Origin of the sequence: Blautia sp. JLR.GB0024, assembly GCF_037000545.1 — a bacterium.
In the GTDB taxonomy this organism is placed as follows: domain Bacteria; phylum Bacillota; class Clostridia; order Lachnospirales; family Lachnospiraceae; genus Blautia; species Blautia celeris.
The window spans coordinates 235,229-253,624 of the sequence record NZ_JBANBF010000001.1 but is presented as its reverse complement, the minus strand read 5'-3'; the positions used below and the strand labels follow the sequence as shown (position 1 = coordinate 253,624).

The 18,396-nt window shown below is 48.1% G+C and carries 16 protein-coding genes; 5 read left to right on the top strand and 11 right to left on the bottom strand.

Annotated features, from left to right (window positions below; all coding sequences use genetic code 11):
• Positions 1-2: 2 nt before the first annotated feature.
• Positions 3-881 carry a GyrI-like domain-containing protein gene (locus V8Q34_RS01110; RefSeq protein ID WP_227211148.1) on the top strand — a complete coding sequence of 293 codons (879 nt, stop codon included), beginning with the start codon at positions 3-5 and terminating at the stop codon, positions 879-881.
• Between the two features lie 81 nt (positions 882-962).
• Here the strand turns inward: V8Q34_RS01110 and V8Q34_RS01105 are convergent, their stop codons facing one another.
• The 5 genes from V8Q34_RS01105 to V8Q34_RS01085 all read right to left on the bottom strand — a co-directional run bounded on the left by V8Q34_RS01105 (position 963) and on the right by V8Q34_RS01085 (position 5,866).
• A complete protein-coding gene (locus tag V8Q34_RS01105; protein ID WP_227211146.1) occupies positions 963-2,405 on the bottom strand; it encodes a M20/M25/M40 family metallo-hydrolase in 1,443 nt (480 codons plus the stop codon).
• 12 nt (positions 2,406-2,417) lie between these two features.
• Entirely contained in the window at positions 2,418-3,083 is a 666-nt protein-coding gene (locus V8Q34_RS01100) for a hypothetical protein (protein WP_103731703.1), read from the bottom strand.
• 4 nt (positions 3,084-3,087) lie between these two features.
• Positions 3,088-3,813: a DUF5058 family protein gene (locus V8Q34_RS01095; RefSeq protein WP_033140537.1), complete on the bottom strand. Its 726-nt coding sequence runs from the start codon at positions 3,811-3,813 to the stop codon at positions 3,088-3,090.
• Complete coding sequence (locus V8Q34_RS01090; RefSeq protein WP_103731702.1) at positions 3,810-5,204, bottom strand: MATE family efflux transporter; 1,395 nt, start codon at positions 5,202-5,204, stop codon at positions 3,810-3,812. The genes V8Q34_RS01095 and V8Q34_RS01090 overlap by 4 nt, the downstream gene beginning before the upstream one ends.
• Positions 5,205-5,311: 107 nt before the next feature.
• Entirely contained in the window at positions 5,312-5,866 is a 555-nt protein-coding gene (locus V8Q34_RS01085) for a histidine phosphatase family protein (protein WP_052099300.1), read from the bottom strand.
• A gap of 141 nt (positions 5,867-6,007) precedes the next feature.
• Between V8Q34_RS01085 and V8Q34_RS01080 the strand changes: the two genes are divergently transcribed.
• The 4 genes from V8Q34_RS01080 (at position 6,008) to V8Q34_RS01065 (ending at position 10,814) form a co-directional block, all read left to right on the top strand.
• A complete protein-coding gene (locus tag V8Q34_RS01080) occupies positions 6,008-6,682 on the top strand; it encodes a response regulator transcription factor (protein WP_335834610.1) in 675 nt (224 codons plus the stop codon).
• Positions 6,679-7,713, top strand: a complete 1,035-nt coding sequence (locus V8Q34_RS01075; RefSeq protein ID WP_335834608.1) for a sensor histidine kinase — start codon at positions 6,679-6,681, stop codon at positions 7,711-7,713. Before V8Q34_RS01080 ends, V8Q34_RS01075 begins: the two co-directional genes overlap by 4 nt.
• 307 nt (positions 7,714-8,020) lie before the next feature.
• Positions 8,021-8,785 carry an ABC transporter ATP-binding protein gene (locus tag V8Q34_RS01070; protein ID WP_033140540.1) on the top strand — a complete coding sequence of 255 codons (765 nt, stop codon included), beginning with the start codon at positions 8,021-8,023 and terminating at the stop codon, positions 8,783-8,785.
• Positions 8,775-10,814 (top strand): ABC transporter permease, encoded by a 2,040-nt coding sequence (locus tag V8Q34_RS01065; protein WP_335834607.1) that lies wholly within the window; start codon positions 8,775-8,777, stop codon positions 10,812-10,814. The genes V8Q34_RS01070 and V8Q34_RS01065 overlap by 11 nt, the downstream gene beginning before the upstream one ends.
• Positions 10,815-10,862: 48 nt before the next feature.
• On the opposite strand, the gene V8Q34_RS01060 is transcribed toward V8Q34_RS01065, so the two are convergent.
• The 6 genes from V8Q34_RS01060 to V8Q34_RS01035 form a co-directional block, all read right to left on the bottom strand.
• Complete coding sequence (locus V8Q34_RS01060; protein WP_305144590.1) at positions 10,863-11,759, bottom strand: MerR family transcriptional regulator; 897 nt, start codon at positions 11,757-11,759, stop codon at positions 10,863-10,865.
• Between the two features lie 117 nt (positions 11,760-11,876).
• The gene (locus V8Q34_RS01055) at positions 11,877-13,163 is read right to left on the bottom strand and encodes an alkyl/aryl-sulfatase (protein ID WP_033140542.1); all 1,287 of its coding nucleotides are present in this window, start codon (positions 13,161-13,163) and stop codon (positions 11,877-11,879) included.
• Positions 13,164-13,340: 177 nt separating this feature from the next.
• Entirely contained in the window at positions 13,341-14,048 is a 708-nt protein-coding gene (locus V8Q34_RS01050; RefSeq protein ID WP_227211145.1) for an anti-sigma-I factor RsgI family protein, read from the bottom strand.
• Positions 14,045-14,521: an RNA polymerase sigma factor gene (locus V8Q34_RS01045; RefSeq protein WP_054351069.1), complete on the bottom strand. Its 477-nt coding sequence runs from the start codon at positions 14,519-14,521 to the stop codon at positions 14,045-14,047. The genes V8Q34_RS01050 and V8Q34_RS01045 overlap by 4 nt, the downstream gene beginning before the upstream one ends.
• Before the next feature lie 60 nt (positions 14,522-14,581).
• The gene (locus V8Q34_RS01040; RefSeq protein ID WP_335834603.1) at positions 14,582-15,508 is read right to left on the bottom strand and encodes a hypothetical protein; all 927 of its coding nucleotides are present in this window, start codon (positions 15,506-15,508) and stop codon (positions 14,582-14,584) included.
• 138 nt (positions 15,509-15,646) lie between these two features.
• Complete coding sequence (locus V8Q34_RS01035; protein WP_335834602.1) at positions 15,647-18,226, bottom strand: glycoside hydrolase family 3 protein; 2,580 nt, start codon at positions 18,224-18,226, stop codon at positions 15,647-15,649.
• Positions 18,227-18,396: the final 170 nt, after the last annotated feature.

The window sequence follows — 18,396 nt, the reverse complement described above, 5'->3', positions numbered from 1 at the left end:
CTGTGAACGACCATCAAATCATCGGACAGGCTATTGTATTCATTGAGAATCATTTGTATGAAACGATTACGGCACGTGACGCCGCAGAAGCGGTCTCCTACTCTTATTATCACTTCCACCGCTATTTCAGCGCTGTCATGGGGGAAACCATCGGAAGTTATATACGAAGCAGACGCCTGACGCAGGCTGCGTGGGACTTGACCCACAGCGATAAAAAGATTATTGACATCGGACTTTCTCTTTATTTTGAATCAGCAGAGAGCTTTACCCGGGCGTTTAAAGACAGGTATTCCATGACACCCTCCGAATACAGAAAACATGGAATTGATGTTCTGATCGGAAACCGCCAGTCAGCGCGGCTCCCTGATGAGACCATTGTCACCCATGCCGGATTAACCCCGGAATTTGTCTCCATGCCTGCCATAAATATTATGGGATTTCGGTTCAATACAACGGTCAGCGGCAATGAATCAATTGCCATGTGGGAGCAGTTTAACCGACAGATTCCCGCCTCGCTTCTCTCAAACAGACGGTTTGGCGTATACGAGGCAGGGGAAACCTGCTCTTCTGACGGATTTCACATAGACAGCAAAACTTCCGCCTTTGTGGGGGTTGAAATTCCGGATGCGTATCCTGTGCCCGACCATATGAAAAAGAAAAAGCTCTGCGGGGGCACATACGCAAAGTTCACGCATAAAGGAACTGTGGATACTCTGCTTAGAACCTATCATTATATCTGGGGTGTCTGGTTTCCCAAAAGCGGGTTTGAGCTTGCCGCCCGGGATGATTTTGAATGTTATACAGAACGGTTTACAGGACCGGAAGATGAAAATGCTGAGATTGATATTTATTTCCCGGTTCATGATCGAAAACGGGGATAAAAAAGCTGCTGCAAATGGAAGATTCCATCCATTCACGGCAGCTTTTTCTTTCACCAATAGTGCCCATACTCCGCCGTTCTTCTAACAGCGCTTCATAAGGCGAATATAAAACTCAACGGTCTTTACCAGGGTTTTCACGGGAACTCTTTCATTATTTCCATGAATCATACCTCGCTCCTCTTTAGACAGCTTCATCGCAGAAAATTTGTACACCCTGTCCGTGATCCTGCAGTAATGCCAGGAATCGCTGCATGCCATCATGAGATACGGGGAAACCAGTGCCTCCGTCCAGGTATCGCATACTGCCTGGGATAAAAGTTCCCATTCCCTGCAGGAAGTATCCGACTCTGCGGAAGGATTTCTTCCCTCCACCACACGCACTTCTATATCCGGATTCTGTATGGTGCGGGACAGATAATCCCTGGCAGACTCCACGGTATCTCTGCCAATCAGCCTCAGGTTCATACCCACAGAGGCCATGGGCGGAATCACATTGTAGGCCTTTCCGCCCTCCATTTTTGTCATGGCACAGGTGGTCCGCATCATGGCATTCAGCTCACCGCCGGACTTTTTGCACACCTTGTCAAACAGCCCCTCAAAGCACCAGAGATTTGCAAAGATCACTCTATACAGAAAACCGGAGTGACGCCCCAGTATGTCCAGCATTTCCCTCACGGGTTTGGTGAGCTGGCGGGGGAAGGGATGGTTTTCCACCTCTGTCACAGCCTTGGCAAGCTCTCCCACAATGGTATGGACCGGAGGCATGGAGGCATGGCCGCCGTTACTTTTTGCGTGGAATTCAATGTTTGTAAGACCCTTCTCAGCGATACCGATGAGGGCACATTCCCGTGAAACGCCGGGAAATACATTTTCCACCACGGCGCCGCCCTCGTCTACTACCATAGCCGGGGAAATGCCGTTTTGTTCAAACCAGTCCACAATGGACGGACAGCTCGGCCCATTGATCTCTTCCTGTCCGGAAAAGGCAAAGTAAATGTCATGTTCCGGCACAAATCCCTCTTTCAGAAGCTGCTCCGCAGCCTCCATGATTCCGCAGAGGGTTCCTTTGGTATCCAGTGTTCCCCTGCCCCAGAGCACACCATTCTCCACAATGCCCGCAAACGCCGGCTTCTCCCACTGTGATTCCTCCACAGGCACCACATCATAATGGGACATAAGGACAACCGGGCGCCCCTCCTCTTTTCCTTTCCAGTGATACAGCATGCCGTTAACCCCGATAAACTGGCGGGTCAGACGGCTGTGGATCTCAGGATAGATCTTCGGAAGCAGTTCCTGGAATTTTTTAAATTCAGCCTTGTCTATGAGACTTTCGTCATTATACGATACGGTTTTGCAGCGTATCATCTCTGCCATGTCCTGTACCGTCTTTTCTTCATCTACTGTGACCTGCTCCCCGGAGGGCTTTGGCCCCGGCTTTGGCTTGAACATCGCCGCCCGCACTAAGATAACAGCCAAAAATGCAATGACTGCCGCTAATAGAATCCACAATATCATCTGCAGCATTTCAAATCCCTCCTATAACTTTCCATTCTTATATAAAAATCTTGCCGAGCCAATGGCGATCAGCGCCCCAACAGGTACCAGCACGCCCACAGACCCGGAAAGGGACGGTACCAGAAGAAACAGTATGACCATAAAAAGCAGCGGCGCCACGGAAATCTTCCAGTTTTTACTCACATACACCACCGCCAGACCGCCGAATAAGGACGGAAGTATATTGTCAAAGGCAGGCTTTACTGCCGGATTATTCAGTATTGGGGTCAGCGGTACAAGAAGCGCCACGCCCAGGGCAATGACTATGGTGGTGACAATGGAGGAGGTGGCAACCGCTATGGTGGAAATCACCTCTCCCTTCTCTGTTCCCGGTTTTACCTTTGCATTCTCCATGGCGGTGAGGGCTGCCGGAACTTTCAGGTTGGTCAGATTACCGGTGACAAAGGCCAGATAAGACCCGGCTGTCCCCAGCATGGGAACAAAGGTCACCACCTCGATCAGGCCAACCGTCCAAAAAATAGGCGCCACACCCAGAAGTCCTTTGAGTACCGGTTTCCAGCCCGGCCACGCCTGATAATAGATACAGGTGACAATGGGATAGGCGAAAATCATGCCCAGCGCGCAGAGAATCCAGATGCGCCCGTAAATGTGTGTCATGTCTTCATATGTTCTGCCGTTTTTCTTCATCCTGTCAACCTCCTATCATGGGTGTGATAACCGCCGCAAAGATCATAGCTCCCAGCATACTGACAGGAAGCGCATAATTCTCCAGCCATTTCCAGCCGCACTTTTTTATGAGAATCCCGCAGATACCCATAAGAAGAGCGGAAAACAGCAGGACAAAGATTGGGATCCAGCCCTTCAGTCCATTGCGGATATCAGAGAACACCATTCCCAGAAATGCGGATATCATGCCCAAAAACATGGCTGTCATAAAAATATCGCCCCATTTGCTATCCTTATTCTTGATCTTCAGCAGGCCTCCCTGAATCTTTTTGATAAAGAGGGGCACCCAGATAAGCCCCGGAAAGATGCCGAGTGTCATGACCCAGCAGATGGCTGTATAGACTTTCGGGTCTGTCACGGTCTCCGACAGGGAGATATGCAGGGCATTGGCTGTGGACGTGGCTGCCGGAAGTTCATATGTAATGGCTCCGATGACACTGAGCCTCAGCCACGGCAGAGGCAGCCCCAAAAACTTAGACAGTGTGATGACGCCCAGCAGTATGGACACAGCCGGGGCCAAGGTAAATACTGCGGTGGACAGAATGGTCTTCTTCATCTGCGCTGTCTCGATTCCCAGGCTTTTTCCCCGCCTGTAAGCCCGCACCAGGAAAAATATGGACTGGGCAATAACGAACAGGATCACCAGTCCTGCCAGGGTAAACAAAAAGGTACTGTTTGGTTGAAATTTCATGTGTTCTCCTCCCTTGTCAGCTTCCGTATCCAGTTCCCATAATGGGATTCCAGAAACGCCGGTACACATTTGAATATCTGGTCCGCGTTCAGGCAGCAAACCACAACTGCCGGGGATGCTTTCATAACAAACGCCATAAAAAATGACAGAGGTATGACAATGCCCCAGATACTGATCAGGTCCATTTTCACTACAAACATAGCATTGCCGCCGCCCCGGATGATCCCGTTGTTGGTGGGCATCTGGTAGGACATGCCCACACAGACTACACTCAAAATGATCAGGAATGTGTTGGCCATATCTTTAGTTGCAGACGACAGATCATAAAGATTCAGAATTGGAATGCGGATAAAGAATAAAAGGATTCCCGATAAGATTCCAATCACCAGGAACATTCTCTGCATCACCTTTGCGTACACCTTCGTCAGCGCTATGTCTCCTGTTCCGATGGTCTTTCCTATGATGATCGATGCCGTGGAGGCTGCTCCCACTGCTGTGGATTTCACCATCAAAAACAGTGTGGACGCCGCGCTGTTGGCGGCAATCGCCGCGGATGTCATATGCCCCAGGATCACTGTCTGCAGAGCAGTATTGACACCCCAGAGGCTCTGTACCACCACCATGGGTGCTGTGATCTTAAAGTAGTCCCTGCACAGAACTTTGTCGAATGACAGATAATCTTTTAATCTGAGATTCAGGTTCTTTTCCTTTTTTGCTATGTATAGGATCAGCACAGCGCACTCTGCGATTCTGGCTGTCAGCGTTCCCACCGCTGCGCCTGCGGTTCCCATTTCCGGTGCGCCGAAGTGTCCGTATATGAGGACATAATTGATTCCGCAGTTGATAAAAAATGTCATAATGGAGAGGCCAAACGCAATCTTTACCACCTCCACACTTCTCAGCGCTGCCAGCAAAAGCTGGGTAACCGCAAAAAACAGATACGTGAACCGTATGATATTCAGATACTGCACACCCTCCTCGATGATGTGTCTGTCAGTGGTAAAAACACCCACTGCCTGGAAGGGAAACAGACTGACCAGCACAAACAAAAGGAGCGCCACCACAAGCCCTGCATGCATAGCTGTGGCTGCAATCTTTTTCATGGGTTCCGTCTGCTTTTTCCCCCAATACTGGCTGCAGAAGATCACAAGCCCGTCTCCCAGTGCCATAAGGATCTGCTGAAATACAAACTGGATCTGATTGACCGCTGCCACGCCTGCCAGTGATGTTTCACTGTAAGCTCCCAGCATCATATTATCCGCCAGATTTACGCTGAGCGTGATAACGTTCTGCAGCACCAGTGCCGCGTATATAGAAAAAAAGCTGTAATAAAATGTTTTATTTACCTTGATATGTAAGTTCGTGTTTTCTGTCCTGCGTATTCCTGTCATTTCACTGTCTCCATCCCTCTTCTGTCCATGCATCCGTGTGTGTCATTACACTTCATAGTGAACCATATTCTCCTCAATTTTTGGGCTGTTGTTTTCTTTTACACGCTTTAACGGTAAAATCCCAGCCACCTGCTTTCCTGCTGAAAGTCCATCTGTATCACAGAGCCGCTGGCTACAGATTTCCTCTCTATAAATCGCTGTATGACCGTCTCATGGGAAACCACAATTATCTTTTTACAGTGCATGTATTTTTTCACTGCCAAAAAGGCCCTTTCTCCAACCTTTGAAAGACTTTCCCAGTGGTATTTACATTCGCTGCACCACTCTCCTTCATACCGTTCCATCTCCTTAAGAATAGCCGGGATTTCCTCCGGCCCCGTGTATGTAAAGGTCAAATCAGGCATCCATTCGTGCAGGTCTGTTTCCACGGTCAGGGGAATACCGGTAACCCGGGATATGACAGAGGCGGTTTGAAGCGCTCTGGTATAGGGGGAAGAGAGAATCAGATCCGCACCCGGAAGTCTTTTGTCCCCAGCCGCCTGTTCTGCCTGCTGCACACCCTTCTCTGTCAGTTTTGCCAGATCACGGCCGTGCCCTGCATAACCTCTCTTATCAACGTCAGAATAATCCGGTTCCCCGTGTCTGACCAGCAGTAAGTCCATGATAATGCTCTCCTTTTTCCATTTTTTCTCTTAATTTAAAATTATACTCGTTTTTGTCAATTAACGCAATGAATTTTCCTTTTCATTGCAAACCGCCGCCGGGAATACTATAATATAAGAAAAACCGCAGGAGGCCTGAATTTGTACCATATATTAATTATTGAAGATGATACGGATATCCGCAGTGAACTGAAGCTGATGCTGGAAAACGCATTGTATCAGACAGATGTCATAGAGGATTTTACCCATATTCCCGCTCAGGTGGACGCGCTCTCCCCTGATCTGATCCTGCTGGACATCCAGCTTCCGGGAGTTGACGGTCTGTCTCTGTGCAGGGAGATCCGCAAAACAAAAGACACGCCTGTCATCTTTGTGACCAGCCGGGGCTCCTCCATGGATGAATTGAACGGCATCATGATGGGTGGCGATGACTACATCACAAAGCCCTACGTGGCCCCCATTCTGCTTGCCAGAATAGCCGCGGTGCTGAAACGCTCGGGAAGGGAAAACACAGCCACGGATGCCTGTATCCTGACCTGCCGCGGATGCCGGCTCAATCTTCTGAACAGCACCCTGGCCTGCGGGGATAAGACAGTGGAGCTTACCAGAAACGAGCTGCGCATCTGCTGGAATCTCTTTTCCAGGTGCGGTGAAATCGTATCCAGGGAAGACATTATAGACGATCTGTGGGATAATCAGATATTCATTGATGACAATACACTGAGTGTGAACATCACCCGTATCCGCGGCAAGCTGCGCAGGATCGGCGTGGAAAATCTGATTGAAACAAGGAGAGGACAGGGGTACCGCATATGAATTTTCCGGAATATATCAAAGACAAAATACTGACCATACTGATGCAGATACTGTGCATGACAGGCAGTTTTATCTACCTGTACACCTGCGGTATGAAAAAGAACCAGCTTCTGCTTTTTTATCTGGCCTGGCTCTTTCTTCTGGCTGTCTGGTTCACCGTTGACTGGTACAGAAGAAGCCGGTACTTTAAAGAGCTGTTCCACATATCAGACTCGCTGGACAAGCCCTATCTCATATCAGAGATCATGCCGGATTCCTTCCGCCTGGAGGACCGGCTCTATAAAAGGATCCTCAGAAGCTCCAACAAATCCGTCATCGACACAGTCCATCATCTGGAATCCGAGCGCACAGAGTATAAAGACTTTATAGAGAACTGGATACACGAAGTAAAACTTCCCATCACCTCCATGAACCTCATCTGTGACAACAACAAAACAGCAGAGACGAGAAAGATCAAAGCCCAGCTCTCAGAGCTGGAAAATGATGTGGAAAAGGCACTTTTCTATGCCAGATCTGACACGGTGTATCAGGACTACTTCATACACCGGATCGTGCTGAAAGACGCGGTTCTGACTGCCATCCAGCGCATCCGCCCTTATTTGATACAGAATCAGGCGCAGGTAGAGCTTCACGGCTGTGAGGAAATGGTATACTGCGATGATAAATGGCTGGAATTTATTTTAAACCAGATATTTCTCAATGCCGTCAAGTATAAAAAAGAGGAAAGCCTGCGCATAACCATTGATACTCTCCGGGAAAATAACAGCACTGCACTTATCGTTTCAGATAACGGTATCGGCATTCAGGACAGTGAGATCGGGCGCATTTTTGACAAGGGATTTACCGGAACCAATGGCAGACATAACCGGCAGTCCACAGGGATCGGACTGTATCTGTGCCGAAAGCTCTGCAGAAAACTGGGAATCTCCATAGAAGCCCGTTCTGAGGAAGGAAAATACACAAAAATACTGCTGCATTTTCCTGACGGCAGCAGTCATTTCTCCAGAGACGGACAAAATGCAGAAGCCTGAGCCAATCTGTTACTGTTCACTGCGTGCCCAGTAACACGCTTCGCGATGCACAGTTCTGCCCTTTAGGGTACAAAATGCAATAAATTGCATTTTGGCGCTGGCCAACTCGGGATTTTGCTTCGCATCGCGCAGCATCCCCTTGGGGAAAACCCCTCGCGGAACATTGGCCGTGAACAGTAACGCCAATCTTTCAAAATTGTAAGGTTACTGCAGACTACATTGATATGAAACACAGACGCTTTCCGGTATCATAGAACCAAGAACAGGGAACTCCCCTGTACAACAGCCGGAAAGGAAGGATAACAAGATGGAAGAATTAATCCGTGTGGAGGATATAGAAAAATATTACGGAAGTAAAAACAATCTCACAAAAGCTGTGGACCGCATCTCTTTTACTGTCAGCAAGGGGGAGTTCACCGGTATCATGGGAGCCAGCGGAAGCGGCAAAACAACACTTTTAAATCTGCTGGCAACTGTGGATATGGTTACCTCAGGCCATATCTATTACGGTCCCGAGGACATCACAAGGCTCAGCGAGGATAAAATGGCTGATTTCAGGAAAAACAATCTGGGATTTGTCTTCCAGGACTTCAACCTGCTCGACACGCTGACCATTCAGGAGAATATTTCCCTTGCCATGTCACTGACAAAGAAAAGCAAAAAGGAGATCCAGGAACGGACGAAAAAAATCATGGAGCGCCTGGATATCCTGCCCCTTTGCGACAAATTCCCCTACCAGGTATCCGGCGGACAAAAGCAGCGCTGTGCCTGTGCCAGGGCACTAATCAACCATCCGAAAATTGTTTTCGCGGATGAGCCTACAGGCGCTCTGGATTCCAAATCTGCCCGGATGCTGCTGGAGACTTTTACCCATATGAACGAGCAGATGAATGCCACCATTTTAATGGTCACCCACGACGCTTTTTCTGCCAGTTACTGCAAGCGCATCTTATTTTTAAAGGACGGAAAAATCTTTCATGAACTGCAGAAGGGCTCCAGAAGCAGGAAGGAATTCCTGGATGAGATCCTGGATGTGCTCTCCCTGACAGGAGGTGATGGGGATGCTGAATAAGCTGGCTCTTCGCAATGCCAAACGCTCCTTCCGAGACTATCTCATCTATCTTCTGACCATGGTATTCACTGCTGCCCTGATGTTCTCCTTTGACTCCATGATCTTCTCAGAGGATGTAAAAAAGCTATGCGCCGAGGCGGGAATGATGGGCGCCATGCTGGGTCTGGCCACCTTCTTTATCGTGCTGATCATGATATGGCTGGTGCACTATATGATGAAATTCATGGCGGAAAAGCGAAGCAGGGAATTTGCTACCTATCTGCTTCTCGGATTTCACAAAAAGCAGATCGCAAGGCTGTTTTTAAAAGAAATGCTGCTTCTGGGCCTGGCTGCTTTCTTCATCGGCCTGCTTCCCGGCCTCTTTCTGCAGCAGGTTATCACAACCCTGATCTATGCCATTGTGCAGGCTGACTATACGATCCATATCCAATGGAACGTAGCGACTTTTTTTATGACCGCAGGGATTTTCTTCGGCTCCTATGTACTGGCAATGTTCCGGAGCAACCGGCGGTTTAAGAAAATGAATATCCGTGAGATGATGTACCTGGACCGCCAGAATGAGGAATTGAAAAACGGAAATAAATCGGGAAAACAGTGGATGTTTTTTGTCTCCCTATTCACGATTCTATTGTTTGGCTGGATGCTGTACTTTGGGCATTTTAATCAATGGAATGTATATCCCATGATCGCGGCACTCATTGTCTCCGTCTATTTTCTGTACATGGGGCTCTCCGCTTTTCTTATCAGCTACATCCGGAAAGGAAGAGCCGGCGTATATAACGGAGCCAATATATTCCTTCTCAGGCAGCTTGCCTCAAAAGTAAAAACCATGCAGTTTACGCTGGGCACACTCACGATTCTTTTTATGGTGGCCCTGGTGGGGGTATCGGATGCCCTGATGCTGAACCAGTTTCAAAACACACAGGTGCAGGAAAAATATCCCTTTGACGTTTGCATATACAACGAACATACCGATTATGATTTTGCCGAAGAGAAAGCGCTGACGGAAAAGTACGCGAAAATCACAGATTTTCTGGCCTATGAGATTTATCAGGATCATACCAATTCCTGCAATCGTTATCTTACGGAAGCGCTTTCTGAGAACGACACTTACTATTACTCCTGTTTTAAATACGACACTTATATGCGTTTAAGCGATTACACCCACCTGCGGCAGATGCTGCATCTGGAGCCGGTCAGCCTTCAGCAGGACCAGTATCTGATACAGACAAAAAAGAGGCTGAAAAAAACATTGCTGCCGTTCTCCGAAAACCCTTTGCACATTCAGGGGCAGGACTATGTCTGTGCCGGAATCTATACCGATACCTTTGAGCAAAGCGGACACAACGGTGCTGATTATATACTGGTCGTCCCGGATGAAACGGCGGCCTCCATGACGCCTTACTACTCCCTCATGGCAGCCAGTATAAAAGGCAGCCTTCCGGATGATTTCTACGACCAGGTGCTGTCCATGTGGGGCATCAACATGAAAAATGATTCCTATGAAGAGCTGGATAACTATATGGACAGCCTGGACCGGGGAACCGGATCAGATGCCATCTATGTGTCTGATAAGCTGGTATTTCTGAAAGAAAACGATGCAAGGGAAATGAAATTTCTGCTCTCCACCCTGATCTTTCCGCTGATCTATGTAGGGCTTGTGTTCCTCTGTGTGGCGCTCACAGTGCTGGCAGTCCAGCAGCTCTCAGATTCCGGAAAATACAAATACCGCTATCAGCTTCTCGGCAAACTGGGCATGCGGACAAAGGAACTGAACCAGATAATTTTCCGGCAGCTTGTCATTTACTATATCTGCCCCTTTGCAGGAGCGGTACTGCTCAGCGGAGGCATTGTGGGCTTTATCAGCCATAATTTCGTCAAATACTCCGGTGTGCAGGCACCGTCCTGGTCTTACTTCGGGCTTGCACTACTGCTGTTCGGCGGTGTGTATATAATTTACTTTATCGCAACTTACATTGAATTCAAACGGAATATCATGTCCGCGCAGAAAGTGCCTGATGTGGAATAACATTTAAGGGGAAGCCCGGTTTACCGGACTTCCCCCTGATACTGTCCCCTATGCTTTTCTGTTCTGAATAAAATACTGGTAGGCTCTTCCTATAAATTCAGAGGCCCCTTTGCCATAGTTTTTATCCATAGTATCAATCAAAAGTTTTTCATGCAGATAGCCGTCAATCATGTTTTCCCAGAAGTTTTTGCCCATTTCCATTCCTTCGTACAGTTTTTCCGTGATCTCCACACATTCCTTTATGATCGCCTGCACTTCCTCCGAGCCCGGGTCTCTTGTCAGATCGGATACCAGAGCCTCTGTAAGCTCCTTGTTCCGCTGCAGTCCGCCGTCCTCTTTGAGTTTCTGTCCTTTTTTCATCAATTCGGGCATATGTTCCAGGTTCTTTCTCATGGCTGATATAAAATCTTCCATACTGTCATAATTTTTCTTGGCAGCGTCAACCAGGAAGGACTCTTTTCCTTTCCACTTACTCACCCAGTCATCAAATGCCTCCATGCTTCCAAAGCTTTTTATGACAGCATCCTCATGCTCCTTCCGGAATTCGGACAGCATGTCAAAATATTCTTTTGTATCAAATTCTTCAAAACTCATACACGTTTCCCCCTTTTCTAATTTTCCCAACAGACGAATCATTTTGTCCAGCCGTTTTCTCTTTGTCTCCAATAGTTGTTTCTGCTGCTTATACGCCTCTGTTTTGTCAAAGGCCGGATTTTCGATAATTGCTTTGATTTCTTTTAAAGAGAAATCCAGCTCCTTGAAAAACAGTATCTGCTGCAAGGTTCCAAGTGCAGCGTCATCGTATAAGCGGTAGCCGGAATCCGTCAGCTTCGTTGGTGCCAGAAGCCCTATCTCGTCGTAATACTGTAATGTCCTTACGCTGATTCCTGTTAGCTCAGAAACCTGTTTTACTGTCTTAATATGATTCCACTCCCTTCTGTCCATGTGTTTTTTGCAGCTCTGTATCATATTTCTTTTCTATGATAATTTCATCTTACACTATCACGGAACGTGAGAGTCAATAATGTTTTTCAATAAATTTAAAAGGGGGAAATATAATTTTTATCCTTGGATATCTCCGTTTGCACGGAGCAGTTCTTTTGCGCATTCCATATAATAATGGCGCCCATTTGCGCTTGTTTCGTATTCTGCCGTTTTTTCCAGAGCTGCGGCTTTTAACTGCAGCACTTTGCTGTCAGGTTCCGCAGCCAGCAGCAGATCACAGAGCTCCAGGCACCACTGGTACTCTTTTTCCTTTAGTGCCTTTTTGGCCGCCTCAAAAGTTTTCGTTTTGCCGCCTATCAGATCCAGCATTTTTTCGGAATGCGCTTTCGGGGCAAGGGGATGGAGATTCGTCGGATTTCCGTCAAACCATCCTAAATATGCCGAATAAATCTCTCGTACCGTCCACTCCACACATCCATAATGCTCCGCCAAATACGGAAGATTTGCATATTCCCCGGGCAGTCGGATTTCAGAAGCCAGTTCTTCCGGGCTTTTGCCTGCATTCATTCCCTCTAATGTTTTGGTGAGAATATAGTCAATAGAATTTTTAAAATTCCCCAGCACTTCCCGGATTTTTTCATTGCCGGATATCAGCGCTGTATGGCCCGGCAGAAGATATTCTGCAGGGTAAGACATGAGCACATCAAGACTGTGGATCCACGTTGCGAGATTGCGGTACTGTCCGCCGCGAATCGCGTATAAATTTGGAAAACAGCCAAAATAATTGTCGCCGCAGCACAGCACTTCCTTTTCAGGGAACCATATCATGATCTGTTCTTCCGCCTCACCCGGAAGACGAACCATCTCGACCTGTACCCCGTCAATTTCTCTGACAATGCGCTCCTGCTGACACACCCTGGTCGGTGGGACAAAAGCCCTGTGTTCCCCGTAGACCACGCCCTCCCGCGGTCCGATTCCCTGAGAGATGGCTTCCTCGTCTGTGAGAGAATATCCAAACTGCCGTTTTCCCCGCAGATTCTGAATATCCTGCAGAAGTTCCGTTTTTTCCAATACAGCAGTTACAGGTTCAAAGGCTATGATTTCCTCCGCGCTTTCCTGAAATGCCCCTGCGCCGCCCCGGTGATCGGGATGTCCGTGTGTATAAAGAATGGTTTTTACTTTTTTGCCTGTATTCTTTTCAATGATTTCTGACAATCTTTGCCCGCGCTCCAGGGTGTCCAGAGTGTCAATTAAAATAACGCCGGCAGCCCCCTCAACAAAGACAGCGTTGCTGTGCCCGAAGCCTGATACGAACCACACCCCTTTTGTCACTTCAGAAACGGTTTCTTTGTAATTTTTTTCTGTAAAGTCCCGTAATGTCTGACCACCATTTTCTATAAGCATATAATTATGCCTCCATTCCTTTGGTTTTTCTCTATTTTACCACAATTACAGGGGTGTGAACATGAGAAACTTGCTGCCGATGCCAGAAGGCAGAAGGAAATGGACGAAAAAACGGCATAGCCGTAATGGCTGATGCCGTTTTTTGTGGTGATGTTTTTATGTCCTGTCATGCTGTGTTTATTCTCCGTGATGCCCGTTTCTATGCCCGTGTTCTGTATTTTCATAGTCTGAGTCGCCGGAAGAATGACTGCTCTGCTGATTTTCCTGACTCTCTTCCGACTGGTCACCCCTGGATTTCTCATCGTGTTTTCCATTGCCCTGGCCGCTGTGTTTTTCTCTGTGGCCTTCTGTCTCCGTGTCATGTTCCCGGCTGTGATGTTCACGGTACTGCTGACCGTATGAGTGGCAGGCCTCATTGGCGCTCTGCTGCATATCTGCCTCCTGCTCGTCATCATGGCAGGAAACCTTCACATTCGCCTTATCCCCCTGGCACTCCTGATAGGAATCTGTCTCCATAATGGCCTGCAGCGCTTCCTGGTAATGCATTCCCGTCACATCCACCTGGGAGATTATGCTCTCTCCGTCTTCGTTCAGACCCTCCGCTGAAATCACCGTTTCTTTGCCGTTTACGGACAGACCGATCTCAACCGGGCCTTCCATAGTGATATATGCTGCCTCGGCTTTTATCTCATAAGCCCTCATACTCCCCGCAAACACCAGTACCAGCAGCAAAGCCCCTGCCAGTGTCCGGTAAAATACCGGTCTTTGGTAAAAGCGGCGTTTTGAACAGGAATCCAGTTGGGCGATCAGGGTTTCCTTTGTTTTTTCCTTCATCTGCTCATCTGCTTTTACAGAATCAAATGCATCTCTGATTTTTCTGCTCACTCCACGTCACCTCCTACCATATCCTTCAGCATCTGTCTGGCACGGTTCATCCAGGTATAAACGGTATTCTCTTTTTTATGCAGGATTCCCGCTATTTCCACTGCTGTGTATCCCTCGTAATAGAAGAGATAAATAACGGATTTGTATTTGTCCGGCAGTTTCAGGACTGCCTCCCGTATGTAAGATAAATCCTCCTTCTCCTCTATGGGAATTTCCTGTGCTTCCTCCAGGGAAGTATGCCTGCGGAAAATATTCTTCAGGAAATCCTTGCACTCATTGATCGTCACCCGGATGATCCAGGCTTTTTCATGTTCCTTAGAGTCAAATTCCGGATTGGCGCGCATCAGCTTCAAAAAGACGTTCTGCATAATGTCCTGGGTGTCATCATAATTCTTTCCATAAGAATAGCAGATACGGGTTATGGTATCTGCGTATTCTTCCACTATTACATTGATGTCCCATTTTGTCATCATGTGAATGAAATCCTTTCGGCTTTATATGATACTATCTGTCTTCTTTTCCTTGATGCTGTCTTATTTTCCGTGATGATTTCCATGACTGCTGCCGTGATGTTTCCCATGGCCCCCGAAAGTGTCTGTGCCGTTCACAGAATCTTCCGGATTCTGACAGGCCGCGCTGTTCCTGCAGGCTTCATGGATCTGGCAGTTGGCGCCGTACTCACACTCTTCCGAATTCTGACAGGCTGCGCTGTTCCTGCAGGCTTCATGAATCTGGCAGTTGGCGCCGTACTCACACTTCTCCTGGATTTGACAGTCTTCATTGTTCATGCAGACTCCCTGGTTCCGGCAGTCGGTTCCATTCATGCAGATTTCCGGATTCTGACAGTCGGTTCTATTTATGCTGTCGGTGATGACAGTATTAGCCTGGTTTTGACCGTCTGCATGATACGCAGAATCTGTCTGGTTTTGACTGTCTGCGGCATCTGCCTGACTGTCTGGATTATTCCCGGCAGATGTCTGTTTCACACTGTCCTCATAGCTCACAGTGACGAACTGGTTTTGGCTGTCAGTTTCATTCGCAGTACCTGTACGTTTCTGGCTGCCCGCTTCATTTGCAGTGCCTTTACCGCTCTGATTGCCTGCTTTATTCCCAGTGTCTGCACGATTCTGGCTGTCCGCTTCATTTACAACACCTGTACGGTCCCGGCTGCCTGTTCCGTTTATGACAGTATCCCGGCTCTGTCCGGAAGTACCATAGACGCAGTTGCCCGGGTTCTGACAACCTGCTCCATGTTCACAGTCTTCCCTCTTCTGACAATCTGTTCCTGCACAGGTTTCCGGATATGAGCAGTCTGCTCCATGTTCCCTGCACACACTATCCCGGCACCACAGGCGGTTGTGATCCCCTTTTCCTCCTGCCATCACAACGGTACTCATTGTCCCAACCAGGAGCACACCTGCTGCCGCGGCAGCTAAAACTTTTCTTTTATCAAACTTCATCTTTTTATTCCTCCGATTCTTCATCCTTTTATTTTCAGCGGTTTCTTCCCGGCAGAACGCCCGGAAACTCCTCTTTATACTAATAAAACGATTGGACCGGAGGAATCCTTTCAAAAATATGAAATTTATTTTATTTTTTTACTTTTCCACCTTCAGATATGAATCCAGCCCTGTAAATTGCTCCAGATAGCTGACTGCATCCTCATAACGGTTGGACTGCAGAATCAGATTTACGGTATTACAGATGCAGCGTCTCAGCTCCTGTATGCTAAGCGTTCCCTCTGACAGCTCCTGACGGATGTTCTCATGATCCTGGGGGATGCCCGGCATTACCATATCATTGCCCGCACGCATACAGCCTGCCGCTGTACACTCGCCTCTGGGAGACGCAAAGGTTGTGGTCCAGTCTGTCATGATGGCGCCTGCAAATCCCCATTCATCTCTGGCTGCCCTGGTGCAAATGTCGTAGCAGTTGGCAGCATGCACGCCATTGATCATATTATAAGAGGTCATAATGGACATGGGCTGGGAATTTTTCACTGCGATCTCAAATCCTTTCAGATAGATTTCGCGCAGCGCGCGCTCGGAGAGTACGGAGTCGGAACCCATACGGTTATCCTCCTGATTATTGCAGGCAAAATGTTTGATGGTGGTTCCGCATCCCGGTACCTTCTGCACACCCAGAGTCATGGCAGAAGCCATGATACCTGACAGCAGAGGGTCCTCGGAATAATACTCAAAGTTTCTTCCGCAGAGAGGGTTCCTGTGAATATTCATGCCCGGTGCAAGCCATAAAGTCACCTGGAAAAGTTCCATCTCCTTTCCTATCATCTCTCCCACTTCTTTTACAAGTTCGGCATTCCAAGTCTGGGCTAAGAGTGTTCCCACCGGAATCGCAGTACAGAACTGATAATAGGAGGTTCCTTCCTCTTTTACCGACTCTGCGAAAAATCCTTTTTCTATAGAGTTCATGAAATTCTCAGGTACAATCTCTCCGTCAACCACCTGATATTTCTGGTTCAGGCGCAGCCCTGCAGGGCCGTCTGCCAGAGCCATGGACGGCAGATTCCAGGGTTCCCCGGACGCAGCGGAGGAGGTCTCAGCCGCAGCTCCCGGCACAGTGATCCCTGCTGAACCGAGTACAGCATCCTGGCCTTTTCCCGGGTCTCCGGTCGCCATCAGCACAAGCTGCTCCCGGGACAGGGACTCCACAATCTCACCCGCCCTGCCGGTAAAATGTTCCGGCAGTTCTGAGTAAACCACGATTTCTTTTCCTATATTCTCTGCGCTCATATGTACACAGGGAAGCCCTGCTGTTTTTTCCAGCCAGGCAGCTTCTTTCTCCATCATCCTGCCATGGTCCGGTGTCAGCTCCTTCAGCTCCTCTTTCAGCGGGCAGATATGTTCACACTGTACCAGAACGGCATCTTTGTCCAGACACAGACTTCCTGCAGGCTCTGCATCCTGAATGGAGCTGCCCACCCAGATACCATAAGTGCCTCCCTCCAGAATCCAGGCTGCCTTCTCCTCATCGAAAGAGGCAAGCTGGTATACCGGGAATGTAATGGTCATACTGCAGGACTCCTGCGGCTTTAATTCCTCTGTTTTGGCAAATCCGGCAAGACGGCGGTATTCTTTAGCCAGTTTTCCCTGAGGGCAGGAGACATAGATCTGCACTACTTCTTTGCCGCAGTATGTATCACCTGTGTTGGTCACCTCCACCGTTACCGCGATTTCCGGTTTTCCGCTCTCTGTATTCACAGCCTCAATCCCTTTTGCGCTGACTGAGAAATCCGTATAAGACAGACCATAACCGAACGGATAACGCACAGGCACGTCAAAGGTATCAAAATACCGATATCCCACATAAATGCCTTCCTGGTATTTTTCTGTATTCACATCCCCGTTTTTAAAGCTGAACGTATCACTGCTCGGATAGTCTTTATAATCAAGGGCCCAGGTATCCGCCAGTTTGCCGCTTGGTGTCACTTTGCCGGATATCACGTCCGCAAAGGCATTGCCGCCCTCCTGCCCTGCCTGCACAAACTGCAGCACAGCTTTAATATTGTCAAACTCCTCTGCAAACGCCAGGTCTACAAGACCTCCTGTATTGATCACCAGAACAAGGGAATCATAAGCCTTTGATAACTGAGCGATCAGCGCTTTTTCCTCCGCGGAAATATAATAATCACCTTCCGTGTCATGACGGTCCGCATTTTCTCCCGCTATACGGCTCAGTACATAAATGGCTGTATCTGCACCATCCAGAGCAGCCTTTTCCACATCAACGGGATTTCCGCAGGGCATGAAAAACGGGGTTGTAGAATATGCCTCAAAGAAATTGTTGTTATATACCGGCAGTTTTCCCAATATCTCATCCCGCCATTTAAGCCGTGTCTCCTCATAGAGAGATGCGTAAGCCTCCAGCCAGGCGTCACTTGTGATCTCATATCCCGCGTTTTTCAATCCCTGGCAGATATTGATGCATTCTCTTTCATTGACATCGCCGGAGCCTGTGCCGCCTTTGATGGTCTTTACTGCACCGGCACCGTAAAGTCCAAGCTTTGCACCATTTTTGATGGGCAGAATATGGTCCTCATTTTTTAAAAGTACAAACCCCTCTGCTGCTGCCTGACGGGCAATTTTTCTGTTTTCTGTCTCTCTGGCTGTCACTTCATTTGAAGTTGTTCCTGTAAATGTTTTCTTTTTTAACTGCATGGTATTCCTCCCAGACTGCTTGTCTTTATTAACCGCAGCTGTTCCGTAACTCCCAGCTGCTATCCTGTCTTATATTATGACGAATAAAACAGGAAATTTCTACGGTTCTTTTTAACTATTTATAGGCTGATATTGATATTTTTCACCTGGTTTGCTAGAATGTTCCCAGA